General features: G+C 63.4%; 12 protein-coding genes. All 12 read right to left on the bottom strand.

Translation table 11 applies throughout. The features are described 5' to 3' along the window. Position 1 precedes the first annotated feature (1 nt). A complete protein-coding gene (hisH, locus tag GKC41_RS05705) occupies positions 2-775 on the bottom strand; it encodes an imidazole glycerol phosphate synthase subunit HisH (protein ID WP_154313348.1) in 774 nt (257 codons plus the stop codon). Between the two features lie 45 nt (positions 776-820). Further along, the gene (locus GKC41_RS05700; RefSeq protein WP_154313347.1) at positions 821-1,573 is read right to left on the bottom strand and encodes a hypothetical protein; all 753 of its coding nucleotides are present in this window, start codon (positions 1,571-1,573) and stop codon (positions 821-823) included. Continuing rightward, a complete protein-coding gene (gene hisB / locus GKC41_RS05695) occupies positions 1,570-2,172 on the bottom strand; it encodes an imidazoleglycerol-phosphate dehydratase HisB (RefSeq protein WP_024627238.1) in 603 nt (200 codons plus the stop codon). Before hisB ends, GKC41_RS05700 begins: the two co-directional genes overlap by 4 nt. Before the next feature lie 100 nt (positions 2,173-2,272). Beyond that, a complete protein-coding gene (locus GKC41_RS05690) occupies positions 2,273-3,421 on the bottom strand; it encodes a histidinol-phosphate transaminase (RefSeq protein ID WP_324612061.1) in 1,149 nt (382 codons plus the stop codon). Then, the gene (gene hisD / locus GKC41_RS05685; RefSeq protein WP_154313346.1) at positions 3,418-4,815 is read right to left on the bottom strand and encodes a histidinol dehydrogenase; all 1,398 of its coding nucleotides are present in this window, start codon (positions 4,813-4,815) and stop codon (positions 3,418-3,420) included. Before hisD ends, GKC41_RS05690 begins: the two co-directional genes overlap by 4 nt. A gap of 82 nt (positions 4,816-4,897) precedes the next feature. Then, the gene (dnaE, locus tag GKC41_RS05680) at positions 4,898-8,455 is read right to left on the bottom strand and encodes a DNA polymerase III subunit alpha (RefSeq protein WP_154313345.1); all 3,558 of its coding nucleotides are present in this window, start codon (positions 8,453-8,455) and stop codon (positions 4,898-4,900) included. A 43-nt stretch (positions 8,456-8,498) separates the two neighbouring features. Then, a complete protein-coding gene (locus GKC41_RS05675; RefSeq protein WP_198183988.1) occupies positions 8,499-9,428 on the bottom strand; it encodes an RluA family pseudouridine synthase in 930 nt (309 codons plus the stop codon). Then, positions 9,425-9,955 carry a signal peptidase II gene (locus tag GKC41_RS05670; RefSeq protein WP_029677904.1) on the bottom strand — a complete coding sequence of 177 codons (531 nt, stop codon included), beginning with the start codon at positions 9,953-9,955 and terminating at the stop codon, positions 9,425-9,427. Before GKC41_RS05670 ends, GKC41_RS05675 begins: the two co-directional genes overlap by 4 nt. 12 nt (positions 9,956-9,967) lie before the next feature. After that, positions 9,968-11,272, bottom strand: a complete 1,305-nt coding sequence (locus tag GKC41_RS05665) for a DivIVA domain-containing protein (protein ID WP_029677903.1) — start codon at positions 11,270-11,272, stop codon at positions 9,968-9,970. Between the two features lie 92 nt (positions 11,273-11,364). After that, entirely contained in the window at positions 11,365-11,649 is a 285-nt protein-coding gene (locus GKC41_RS05660; protein WP_015021536.1) for a YggT family protein, read from the bottom strand. A gap of 41 nt (positions 11,650-11,690) precedes the next feature. Next, positions 11,691-12,158 (bottom strand): cell division protein SepF, encoded by a 468-nt coding sequence (locus tag GKC41_RS05655; RefSeq protein ID WP_029677902.1) that lies wholly within the window; start codon positions 12,156-12,158, stop codon positions 11,691-11,693. An 18-nt stretch (positions 12,159-12,176) separates the two neighbouring features. Next, positions 12,177-13,349, bottom strand: coding sequence for a cell division protein FtsZ (gene ftsZ, locus GKC41_RS05650; RefSeq protein ID WP_198183990.1), 1,173 nt, complete (start codon positions 13,347-13,349; stop codon positions 12,177-12,179). Positions 13,350-13,571 lie beyond the last annotated feature (222 nt).

Raw genomic sequence — 13,571 nt, 5'->3', positions numbered from 1 at the left:
CTCATTCACCTTTCTCGCAAGGGAGTCCGGAAGCCCCGGGAAGGGTCCTCACCCAATTGGTCAGCAACCGTGCCCCGGCCTGTCCGGACTTTTCAGGATGGAACTGGGTGGCGCTCAAGGGACCGCATTCATAGGCGGCCACGAACCTGCTGCGTCCATAGGTGGCCCAGGTAACCAGCGGTTCACCGAAAGAGACGCCCTGTGAGGTCTTGTTAGACCCTGTCCGGAATGACCCTGGCCGGCTGTCACCATGTTCTTTGAATGCTGATACCCGCAGGCACAGATCGGGCTGCGTCCCGCTGACCCGGTCATCGCCCTGCGCAGCCATGGCGGCATAGGAGTGGACGAAGTAGAAACGCTGGTCCTGAACCCCTGCCAGGAGTCGTGTTCCCTGAGGCGCCTGGACATGGTCCCAGCCCATATGGGGCACCACATCGGCATCCAGCTTGGTCACACGACCGGGGATCAGGCCCAGACCAGGCTCGCTGCGGCCGTCCTCGTCCCCGAACTGGAACATGACCTGGAGGCCTATGCAGACCCCCAGAACCGGCAGTCCCTGGGCCAGACGATCGAGGATGATGCGGTCGCCGCCCACGGCGCGCAACCCCGCCATGCAGGCCCCATAAGCTCCCACACCCGGGATGACCAGGCCGTCGGCCTTCATGGCCAGGTCCGGGTCGGCGCTGATCTGCGCATCGACCCCCAACTGGGAGAGGGCATGCACCATGGATCTGACATTGCCGAACCCATAGTCAAGCACCTGTATCCTGGTCATGTTCCTCCTAGCCAAGCCTCTTGCCTGAACTTCTACTCGACTCGATTACTCGACGCGGCCTTGGCGAGTCGATCCGCCGGCACCGAACCTGGTGTGCGAGGCGATGATGCCCATGGCCTTCTCGCGGTTGTACTCCCCCGAGTCGAAGACGGCGGCCCCGTCCTGGCGCAGCCTGTCCACCGTGGTGGTCCCGATCATCAGATCCTCCACGAAGTCGGCGGTGGCGGCAAAGAGGATGGGCGGCGCAAGCGTCTGCCCCGACCTCCCGCTGATCCAGAGGGTCACCTCGAGCTTGTCGGCACGGTTGACCGCCAGGATGGCGCTGAGCCCGGATACGACCGTGGTCAGATCGCGGATGGCCGCCTCGGGTCCGTCCCCGTCCAGGTTTCTCAGGACGGCCACGGCACCCTCACGGGCCTGGATGCACCAGGCGGAAATGTCGGAGATCTGGCAGAAGGCCGCCAGAAGCTCCGCCGAAGCCAGACGGGTGACCATGACGGCGGCCTTGGCCCGGTTGCCGATCAGGCCTTCCAGCTCCTGATCGAAGTCAGCCTCAACGCCATCAGCCCCGTCCGGTTCCACTGACGATTGGTCAGCAGGCTCGGAATTCAGCCCAGCCTCGTCGTCCACACTCGATTCGGAGTACTCAACCGGCTGATCCGCTTGGTCCTGGTCCTGATTGAACTCAGCCTCAAAGCTGGCCAGGGCCCGTTCGACCTCCTCCTCGCTCAGATGATGGCCGGAATCCGGCAGGTCCTGATCCTTGTTGTCGTTGTTGTCGTGTTCATCAGTGCTCATAGCGACCCCTTGGTGCTGGGGATGCCCTTCACCCTGGGATCAGGCTCCACGGCGAAACGCAGAGCCCTGGCCAGGGCCTTGAATTCAGCCTCGGCGATGTGATGCGGATCCCTGCCCGACAAGAGGGTCAGGTGCAGGCAGATGCCGGCGTGCAGGGCGATGGACTCCATGACGTGCCTGACCAGGGAACCGGTGAAGTGCCCGCCGATCATGGCGTATTCGAACCCTTCCGGCTCACCGGTGCAGACCGCATAGGGCCTGCCGGAAATATCGACCACGGCTCGGGCAAGGGCCTCGTCCAGGGGAACGGTTGCATCGGCGAAGCGCTTGATGCCCCGCTTGTCCCCCAGGGCCTGGGCCAGGGCCTCGCCAAAGACGATGGCCACGTCCTCGACGGTGTGGTGGACGTCGATCTGGGTGTCCCCGCTGGCCTTGATGGTCAGGTCGATCAGGGAATGCCTGCCCAGGGCCGTCATCATATGGTCATAGAAGGGAACCGAGGTGTCGATATCGGTCACTCCGGTGCCATCCAGGTCCAGACTCAGGCTCACCTTGGATTCACTGGTCTGGCGGGTGATGGTGGCTGTTCTGCCTGCCATTGCTGCTCCTCCGCTTTCTTGCCGCGCACTCCAGTCCGCACTGTGGCTCCTGCACGGCGTCTAGACCACCAGCATAGCCGTGCCGCTGGTCTGCATCCTCCTAGAACCGCTTGAGGACATGGACCAGGGTTTGCCGGAATCGCTCCATCTCCTCGTCCGTGCCCATGCAGACCCTCAGATACCCTTGGGGACCCACGGCCCGGATCAGCACGCCTTCATCCTTCATGGCCTCGAAGACGGCATCCCGGTCGGGGAAGATGCCGAAGAGGATGAAGTTGGAGGCCGAGGGGACCACGGTCAAGGGTCGGCCGTGGAACTGCTGCCCGGCCAGCCACTCGGCGGTCTCCCGACGGGTCTGGCGGAGCTGATCCACCCGGGCCAGCTGGAGGTCGGTGTGTTCCAGGGCAGCCAGGGCAGCAGCCTGGGTCAGCGCGCTCAGGTGGTAGGGCATCCGGACGATGCGGACCGCGTCGATTATTCCCTGGGCTGCAGCCAGGTAGCCCACCCTGGCGCCGGCGAAGGCGAAGGCCTTGGACATGGTCCGGCTGACGGCCAGGTGGTCGTACTGCCCGATCAGGCTGACCGCCGAGGGCGTACCCGGGTCTCGGAACTCGATGTAGGCCTCGTCCACGACCACGATGGGCCGGGCGGACGGATCCGCGCCCGCTACAGGGACCTGGGAGCAGGCCTCCAGGAGCCTGGTCAGCTGATCCATGGGCAGGGGCGTCCCAGTGGGATTGTTGGGGCTGGTCACCAGGACCATAGCTGGCCTCAAAGCCTTGATGCGCTCGATGGTCGTTTCAACATCCAGGCTGAAATCGGGCAGCCGATGGGCCAGCTCCCAGTCGGTGAAGGTATCCCGGGCGTACTCGGGATACATGGAGTAGGTCGGGTCGCAGCCCAGGGCCGTCCTGCCCGACCCACCGAAGGCCTGGAAGAGCTGGAGCATGATCTCATTGGACCCGTTGGCCGCCCAGAGCTGCTCGGGTTGGAGCGAGGTCCCCGACTCCTTCTTCAGGTAGGCAGCCAGGGCCCGCCGCAGTTCCTCATGCTCCCTGTCCGGATAGCGGTTGAGGCCGGGGGCCACCTGGCGCACGCGCTGGCAGATGGCATCGACCACCTCCTGGTCCAGGGGGTAGGGGTTCTCGTTGACGTTCAGGCAGACCGGGACATCCAGCTGGGGGGCGCCGTAGGGCTCCTCCCCCACCAGGTCCGCACGGAGGGGAAGATCGGCTGGTATGGCACTCACCGCAGACCGGCCTTCTCTTCGTTGGCTTCCAGGTCGGCCTTGTCGTAGGGGTCGTCCAGGAATCTGCTCAGGACGCACTCGCCATGGGCGGGCAGGTCCTCGGATACCGCGAAATCATTAATCTTGGCAGCGATGGGCTTGAGCCCCTCCTGGTCGTACTCAATGACTTCGACAGGCTTCATGAAGGTGTGGACTCCCAGGGCCACGTCGAAGCGGGCGGTTCCGCCGGTGGGCAGGACGTGGTTGGACCCGGCCATGTAGTCGCCCAGGGGCACAGGAGAGTAAGGGCCACGGAAGATGGCTCCGGCGTTTCGAATCCGGTCGATGACGGCGTCAGGATCGGCCGTCTGAACCTCCAGGTGCTCGGCGGCATAGGCATTGGCCACGTCGATGGACTGGTCGATCCCGTCAGTCAGGATGATTCCCGACTGGTTGCCACCCAGAGATGTGCGCACCCGGTCGGCGTGTTCGGTCCGAGGCACCCTGCGATCCAGAGCCTCCTGAACGCCCTGGGCCAAGTCCTGGCTGTCGGTGATCAGCACCGAGCCGGCAAGCTCGTCATGCTCGGCCTGGCCGATCAGGTCTGCGGCAACCCAGTCGGGGTTGGCCTGACCGTCGGCAAGAATGGCGATTTCCGTAGGTCCGGCCACAGCGTCGATGCCCACCATGCCGGAGACCATCTGCTTGGCTGTCGCCACAAAGATGTTGCCAGGGCCGGTGATCTTGTCGACCGGGTCGCAGAGAATCTCCCCGTCCTGAGGCTCGGATCCCTTGGCCCCGTAAGCGAACATGGCCACAGCCTGGGCGCCGCCCACGGCATAGACCTCGTCCACCCCCAGGATGGCGCAGGTAGCCAGGATGATGGCCGCTGGCAGACCGCGGGGGTCGTCGGATGCGGGCGGCGTGGCCACGGCCAGGGAATCAACGCCGGCAATCTGGGCGGGGACCGCGTTCATGATGACCGAGGAAGGGTACAGGGCCTTGCCTCCCGGCACGTAAAGGCCTACGCGTTCGATCGGGATCCACCGCTCGCTGACCCGGGCGCCGGGTGCCAGGTCGGTGGCCATGGGCTTAGGCACCTGGGTGGTGCAGACCTTACGGATGCGGGTGACGGACTCCTCTATTGCCGCCCTGACCTTGGAATCCAGCCCATCCAAGGCCTCCTGCATGGCAGATGCCGGAACCCTCAGATCATGGGGACGCACATGATCGAACTTCTCCTCCAGGTCGCGCAGGGCCGCAGCCCCGTGCTCGCGCACCTGGTCCAGTATGGGCTGCACCTGGGCGCTGGCCTCCCGGGTACCCATATCGGCCCGGGGCATGGCGGCCAGGAGTTGGGCGCGGGACATGGTCTTCCCGCGCAGATCCATGGTTCTCATCATGAGCTTTGACATACTTTGATGGTAGTGAACTTTTGTGTCGCCAAAGCCAGCGACTCACCGCCGTCCCAAATGGTGAGACGGTTCCGGACGCGTCCTAGGCCGACGGCAGGCAGGAGGGCCCGAAGACCGATTTGATCTCGGCCATCATGGAGGTGTCGTGCCTGGTGCGGAAGCCGTCGCCAAAGGTCAGCAGGCGCACATTGCCCCGGTCGTCGGTGACGGCCAGACGGACCTGGCAGTAGCCGGGGTGGGACTTGAGTATCCGGGCCAGCCGCTCCATGTGCCCCCGATCCAGGGCCTGCCTGGGCAGCGTGATGGTCAGAGGCCGCTCGTCCGCCGACTCCAGGACGGGCACCTCCATATCGTTGACGCGGATATTGGTGGCCTCGTCCCGCAGCTCGACCACACCCCTGACCCGGATGACCGAGTCCAGGACCAGGTCGTCGGAGTGGGCATCGTAGACCTTGCCGAAGAACATGCACTGGATGGAGCTCTCCAGGTCCTCGATGGTGACGATGGCCCAGGGATTGCCCTTCTTGGAGACCCGGCGATCCACTGCAGTGACCAGCCCGGCCAGGGTCACCGCCTTGCCGTCCATGCCCTTGGACCGGTTGAGCAGCTGGGCGATGGACATGTCGCGCATGCCGGCCAGAACCGAGGTCATGCCGCTCAGCGGGTGGTCAGACACATACAGGCCCAGCATCTGCCGCTCGAAGTTGAGCTTGATGGACTTGTCCCACTCGTCGATGTCGGGCACGGTCACCTGGGCATCGCCCAGTGCGTCCTGTTGGGGTTGGTCGTCATCGGCATCGGCGAAGAGGTCGAACTGGCCCTCGGCCTGCTTGCGCTTGATGGGCATGACCTGGTCGACTGCCTCGTCGTGGATCTGGAAGAGGGCCCTCCGGTTGGGGTCGATGCTGTCGAAGGCGCCGCCCTTGATCAGGGATTCCACAGTTCGCTTGTTGAGCACCTCCATGGGCACCCGCTTGACGAAGTCCATGAAGTTGACGTACTTGCCCCGGGGCCCCTGGCGCTCCTTGATGATGTCCGCCACCACCTTGTCGCCCACATTGCGGATGGCGCCCAGGCCGAAGCGGACCACGTCGCCGACAGCGGAGTACTCGGACACGGACTCGTTGATGTCGGGTGCCAGGATGCGGATGCCCATCCTTCTGGCCTCGCCCAGGTAGAGGGCGGTCTTGTCCTTGTTGGTCCGCTCGTTCTGCAGCAGGGCGGCCATGAATTCCACCGGATAGTGGGTCTTCAGGTAGGCGGTCCAGTATGCGATCAGGGCGTAGGCCGCCGAGTGCGCCTTGTTGAAGGCGTAGCCGGAGAAGGGCACCAGGACGTCCCAGACCGCCTGGGCGGCCTCCTGGGAGTAGCCATGCGCCTTCATGCCCTCGAAGAAGGGCACCTGCTCCTTGGCCAGGACGTCGGGCTTCTTCTTGCCCATGGCCCTTCGCAGCACATCGGCTCGGCCCAGTGAGTAACCGGCCAGAATCCGGGCTGCGGACTGGACCTGCTCCTGGTAGACGATCAGGCCGTAGGTCTCGTCCAGCACACCCGCCAGGGGCTTGGCCACCTCGGGGTGGATAGGCTCGATCTTCTGCAGCCCGTTCTTGCGCTTGGCATAGTTGATGTGCGAGTTCATATCCATGGGCCCCGGCCGGTAGAGGGCGATCAGGGCGGAGATGTCGTTGAAGTTGTCGGGCTTGAGCATGCGCAGCAGGGATCGCATACCGTCGCCATCGAGCTGGAAGACACCCAGGGTGTCGCCCCTGGACAGCAGCTGGTAGGTCTCCTTGTCGTCCAGGGGGACCTTCTCGATACTGATGGGCTCCTTGCCGTTGCGCTTGATGTTGTTGACCGTGTCCCTGATGACCGTGAGGTTGGACAGCCCCAGGAAGTCCATCTTGACCAGCCCCAGGGTCTCGCAGGTGTGGTACTCGAAGGTGGTGGTCACCGTGCCGTCGGTGCGCTCCATCAGCGGCGAGGTGTTGGTGATGGGGTTGGAGGCCATGATGGTGGCGCAGGCGTGCACGCCGGTCTGGCGGATGATGCCCTCGATGCCCTTGGCCTCCTCGGTGATCCGCTTGACGTCCGGGTTGGACTCGTACAGGTCGCGGAACTCCTTGGCCTCCGGGTAACGCTTGGACCGGGGGTCGAAGATCTCCTTGAGGCTCATGTCCTTGCCGTTGACCGTGGGCGGCAGGGCCTTGGTGACCTGGTCGCCCACGGAGTACTCGTAGTCCATGATCCTGGCCGAGTCCTTCAGGGCCTGCTTGGTCTTGATGGTGCCGTAGGTCACGCACTGGGCCACCTTGTCGGAGCCGTACTTGCGGGCCACGTAGTCCAGGACCTTCATGCGCCCCTCGGGGTCGAAATCCACGTCGATATCGGGCAGGGAGACGCGCTCGGGGTTGAGGAAGCGCTCGAAGATCAGGCCGTGCTTGAGCGGGTCCAGCTCGGTGATGCCCATGGCGTAGGCCACCATGGATCCTGCAGCCGATCCACGGCCCGGACCCACCATGATTCCGTGGTTCTTGGCCCAGTTGATGTAATCGGCCACCACCAGGAAGTATCCGGTGAACTGCATCTGGCAGATGACCCCGCACTCGTAGTCGGCCTGGTGGGAGACCTCCTCGGGCACCCCGTCCGGGTAGCGGTTCTTCAACCCCTCGTCCACCTTCTTCAGGAAGAGGGAGGTCTCGTCCCAGCCCTCAGGGCAGTCGAAACGGGGCATGAAGGCCCCGTCCTCGTGGTCGTCAAACATGACGTTGCAACGTTCCGCGATCTCCAGGGTGTTGTCGCAGGCTTCGGGGAACTCCTTGAAGATCTCACGCATCTCCTGGGCCGAGCGGATGTAGTAGCCGGTGCCGTCGAACTTGAAGCGTCCAGGGTCGGTCAGCCGGGACCCCGAGTTGATGCAGAGCAGGGCATCCTGGGCCGAGGCATCCTCCTTGCGCACATAGTGCGAATCGTTGGTGGCCACCAGGGGGGCATCCAGACGACGGGCGATCTCCAGCAGATCCTTGGTCACCCGGTGCTCAATCTCCAGCCCGTGGTCCATCAGCTCCACGTAGTAGTTCTCCTTGCCGAAGATGTCCTGGAATTCCCCGGCGGCCCGTAGGGCCTCGTCGAACTGGCCCAACCTCAGCCTGGTCTGGACGATGCCCGAGGGGCAGCCGGTGGTGGCGATGACCCCCTTGTGGTAGGTGGACAGCAGATCCTTGTCCATTCGGGGCCACTTGCCTACCAGGCCCTCCAGATTGGCAACCGAGGAGGCCTTGATAAGGTTGACCAGGCCCGTGTCATCGCTGGCCCAGAGCGTCATGTGGGTGATGAAGCCGCCGCCGGAGACATCGTCGGAACGCTGCTCGTCGGTTCCCCAGTGGACCCGGCTCTTGTCCTGGCGGGCCGTCTCGGGGGTCACGTAGGCCTCGATGCCGATGATGGGTTTGATGTCGGCATCCACGGCCGTTCGCCAAAGTTCATAGGCCCCGTGCATGTTGCCATGGTCGGTGATGGCCACAGCGGGCTGTCCCAGCCGTCCCACTTCGGCAACCAGATCGGGAATCCTGCTGGCCCCGTCCAGGGTGGAATAGTGGGTGTGGGTGTGAAGGTGAACGAAGTCTGACCGGGTTGAGGACATATCTCCAACTTACCCAGGACCCTGGCCGAATCGCCGGAGTGCGCTAGCTGCGTATACCAGTGGCGCTCTGACGTTCGATCTGCAGGGACCGGCGCAGATCAGCCGGGTAGGAGGAGACCACCTTGGTCCAGATTTTGGTGCGGGGATGGCGGAATTCCAGGCGCATGGCGTGCAGCCACTGCCGCTTCAGGCCCAGCCTGTTCGCCAAATCGGGATTGGCCCCATACATGTGGTCACCCACCAGGGGATGGCCTATTGATGAGAAGTGCACGCGTATCTGATGGGTGCGCCCGGTCTCCAGATTGACACTGACCAGGGTGGCCGAGCCGAAGCGCTCCAGCACATCCCAGTGGGTGATGGCCTCCTTGCCGGCAGGGGTGACCGTGAAGCGGAAGTCCGAGACCCGAGCCCGTCCGATGGGGGCCTCGATGGTGGCCTTGTCCTCGGAAAGATTGCCTTGGACCAGGGCGTGGTAGATCTTGACCACCTCATGCCGGGCGAACTGCCGACGCATCTCCTTGTAGGCCAGGTCGGACTTGCAGACCAGCATGAGGCCGCTGGTACCCGCGTCCAGGCGGGAGACGATGCCCTGGCGGCCCTGGGCCCCCATGGAGGTGATGTGGGTGCCCCGCTGCAGGAGGCTGCCCAGAACCGTTGGTCCGGTCCAGCCTATTGAGGGATGCGCCGCCACACCCACCGGTTTGTCGACGACGACCACATCCTCGTCCTCGTAGACCACCGGCATGTCCTCGGCCACCGGCTCCACCTGTTTGACTGGCTCGGGCTCGTCCAGCTCTATCAGATCACCGCTCATCAGGGTGGTGGCCTTGTTCACCCGACGGCCCATAATCCGCACATGGCCCTGGGCCACCAGATCGCTGGCCTTGGCCCTGGACAGGCCCAACATCTTGGACAGGGCCATGTCCAGGCGCCGACCCACCAAGGCATCCGGTGCGGGAAGAAGCCGGGTCACTTGGCCGCTCCCCCATCTTTTTCGGGCTTGTCCCTGTCGCTGAATCGCACATTGCAGATAATGAGTACCACCACGGCCACGCCTGCCAGGGTCAGATAGACGTCGGCCACATTGCCCACCGACCAGCCGTAGTCCAGAAAGTCGACCACGGCACCGTCAAGAAAACCGGAGGCATAGGCCACCCTGTCGATCAGATTGCCTGCTGCCCCGGAGAAGGCCAGGGAAAGCACCAAAGTCCAGAGCATGGAGGTGGTGCGCAAAGCCAGAACAATGATGAGCAGACAGGCTGCCAGGGCAATCAGGGATATGATCCAGGTACTCCCCGACCCCAATCCAAGAGAGGCCCCGGGGTTGCGTACCAGACGCAGTCCACGCAATGGTCCAGGCAAGGCCACCCTGACACCGTTGCCCAACCGAGCCAGAGCCAGGGCCTTGGTCACCTGGTCCAGGGCTATGGCCACTGCCGCCAGAGTGACGAAGACGGCCACGCGCCCGCGCAGCCGTCCCTTGTGTGTGTTCTTCGTCATTACCGGATGGAATCAGTGGGCCTGTTCGGACTTCTTTTCCATGGACTGGTAATTGCTGGTGTCCGAAATCTGGTTGATCAGCTGGTTGAGGAACTCGGTCAGCTTGCTGCGGTAGCCCGCCTCGAACTGCTTGAGCCCCTGGATGTTCTCCTCCAGAACCTTGGACTGATCCACGAGCTTATTCTTGACATCGGCGGCATAGCGGTCAGCGCTGTCGCGAGTGTTCTTGTCGTACTCCTGGGCGCGCGTCTGCACCTGGGTCTCGTACTCGTCGGCCTGGGTGTGCTGGCGCTTGGAATAGGCGTCGGCATCGGAACGGGTCTTGACCGAGTACTCGTCGGCCTGGGAGCGTATACGCTGCGAGTAGCCATCAGCCTCGGAGTGGACTCGCTTGGAGTACTCGTCCACCTCGGCACGGGTTCTCTTGGAGTAGTCCTCCGCCTTCTTGACGATGTCGTCGTGCTGGGCGTGACCTTCGGCAACCAGCTGGGAGGCATTGGCTTTGCCCTTGTCCACATACTGGTCGTGCAGCTGCATGGCCAGGGTGAGCATGGCGGTGGCCCTCTCGGGTTCGCTGCTGGCTTCGGCGCCAGCACCAGCAATCCGCTGTAGGCTGCCCGTTTCGGTGGAGGGCTCGGACTTGGAGACCTGCTGACGCAGCTGCTCCTCGCGCTTGCGGGACTCCTCCAGCTGCTTGTTGAGCTGCTCGGTACGCTGCTGCTGCTCCTGAGAGGCCTTCTGTGCCTGGGTGACCTGCTGGCGGGCCGTGGCCATGCTCTGCTGGGAGGCATTGAGCTGGTTGGTCAGGGCCTGGACCTGCTGGCGGGCCTGGTCGCGCTCCTTTTGCATGGCCGTCAGTTGGTTGGTCAGCGCCTGGGTGTTGGTGCCCGCGGCGGCCTGGGCGGTCAGCTGGTCGATCTGCGAGTTGAGCTGCTCGACCTGACGCTTGAGCTGGTCGTTCTGGGAGGCCAGGGTCTTGACCTGACTCTGGGACTCGGCCAGGAGACGCTTGGTCTGGGCATCCACGGCAGGCTGCTGGGCGGCATTACCCTGGGCCTGCTTCAAATCCCGGTTTTCTGTCTGCAGGGATTCCACCTGAGCCGTCAAGTCGGAAATCTTCGAGTTCAGCGAGGCCACATCGGTGCCCAGGGACTGGGTGGAAGCAGCGTTGCCTTGCATGGCCTGCTTGCCCAGGGCTTCAACCGTATCGGTGACCTGATCCAGGAAGTCGTCGACCTCGTCGACGTCGTAGCCTTCCTTAAACCGCACTGTCTGGAAGGTATGCTCCCTTATGTCATTAGGCGTCAATAGAGCCATATGTTTCTCCACCTCGCTTCAGGCCAACCAGCCCGATTGTGTTCTCTTACTGCATGCTAGCACGGAGTCTGCCGTATCCGCGGTCTTGCTTTCTACCCCAGCAGCACCTGAATGATGATCAGGGCGGCGTAGAGCACCATGAAGGAGACATCGAGCTGAATCCTACCCATGGGCAGAGGCGGGATGTACCGGCGCAGCCAGCGCAGGGGCGGCTCGGTCAAGGCATAGATGACCCGAATGAGCGAAGCCACGAAGCCACGGGGATACCAGCGGGGCGACAGAACCAGGACCCAGTCCAGAATCATCCGCACGAAGAGGATGAGCAGGTAGGTCTCAATGCAGATGTCTACCAGATATCGAAGAAAAGGAACAAGCATGCGTCTTTAGACTCCTGCGGACACGGCTGCCAGGGGGTCGGTCACTGGGCGAAAAGCCCCTTGGCCGAAGAGCCTGACTCGGGCTCCTCCACCTTGATGTTGACCTGTGCAGGACTGAGCAGGAAGACCCTGGGGGTGACCCGCTCAATGGACCCGCGTACCCCGAAGACCACTCCGGCCGAGAAATCGACGATCCTGTAGGCCACCGACTCGGACACGCCAGTCAGGTTGAGGACCACCGGCACCCCATCCCGCAGGGCCCTGCCAACCATTTGGGCATCTTCATAGGACTTGGGATGGATGGTGGTGATGCGGTTGATCCGGCTCTGGAAGGGTGTGGACTCGGCCTCCTGGCTGCTGGACGTGGATTGCGGAGCCATGGGAGTCACAGAGTGATCGGTGTCGAAGCCATCGCGGGCCTCGTCATCGTCGGCCAGGTCGTCGTCATCGTCATCCACGACATCCGACATGCCGAAAAAGGACATTGCGTTCTTCATCAATCCTGCCATACCTGCTCCTTCGCCTGATTACCGCAGAAAGTCAGGGATATCCAGATATCCCGGGTCGGAGGTGCCATCGTCGCCGGAGGCGGGGGGCACCACATCGTGTTCAGAGGTCTCATCGGACTCCGCCTGTACGGACGGAGTCGTCAGCGGCTGCTGAGGCTCCTGGACCGGCGTGGCCGCTGCCGGTGCGGTGGTCGTGTCCACTGCAGGGGCCGGGGTCTCGTCCTTCTTAGGGGTGGGATCGAATCCGGCGGCGATGACCGTGACCCGCACCTCGTCCCCGTAGGCATCGTCCAAGGCCAGGCCCCAGATGATCTGCGCCTCGGGATGGATGGCATCCTGAACCAGCTGGGCGGCCGCAGAGGCCTCCTGCATGCTCAGGTCGGTGGGACCGGCCACGTTGATCAGGGCCCCATGGGCGCCCTCGATGCTCTCCTCCAGGAGCGGAGAGGAGATGGCGATCTCGGCGGCCTGGGTGGCTCGATCCTCGCCCCTGGCTGCGCCGATGCCGAAGAGGGCGGTGCCGGCATCCTTCAAGATGGCGGTGACATCGGAGAAGTCCACGTGAATGTAGGAGTTCATGGTAATCAGGTCGGTGATGCCCTGAACACCTGCCAGCAGGGCGGTGTCGGCGGTCTTGAAGGCATCCATGACCGAGACCGTGCGATCCGAGAGATCCAGAAGCCGGTCATTGGGGATAACGATAAGGGCATCGACCTCCTTGCGTAGGTTCTCGATGCCCGATTCGGCGGAAGCGGAGCGCCTGGGCCCCTCAAAGGTGAAGGGACGGGTGACCACGGCGATGGTGAGCGCGCCTTGCTGACGGGCTGCACGCGCCACCAGAGGGCTGGCACCGGTGCCAGTGCCGCCACCCTCGCCTGCAGTGACGAAGACCATATCGGCGCCCTTGAGGACCTCTTCGATGTCGGACTGATGGTCCTGGGCGGCCTTGGCGCCCTTCTCGGGATCGGCTCCTGCTCCCAGGCCGCGGCTGTTGGCATCAGATAGGGAGATCTTCACATCGGCTTCTGAGCGCAGGAGATCCTTGGCATCGGTATTGATGGCCACAAATTCGACATTCTGCAGACCCTCGGCGATCATACGATTGACAGCATTGCCACCGGCTCCACCAACACCAACGACCTTGATGTTGGTCTTGTCATTGAAATTGTCATTCTGGGCAATCTCGCTCACAGTATGCTCCCGTCACTCACGTTACGCTCAACTCTAGCGCAGGTCATATACGCCAACACGCATTTGCCCACAGGCGTTCCGACCCTCCCTGACGGCCGTGGGCCTAGGGTCCGGGAGGTCAGAGCCAACCGCCCTGGCCTTCCGAAAGAACCTCCACGCCGTTCTGTCCGTATTCTAAACCCTGATTCTAGACCCGGGTGCGCATGGTTGGTGACGGAAATA

This window comes from Bifidobacterium asteroides, from assembly GCF_009683175.1.
Lineage (GTDB): Bacteria > Actinomycetota > Actinomycetes > Actinomycetales > Bifidobacteriaceae > Bombiscardovia > Bombiscardovia asteroides_H.
The sequence above is the reverse complement of the archived record's forward strand: the minus strand, read 5'-3'. Positions and strand labels throughout refer to the sequence as shown.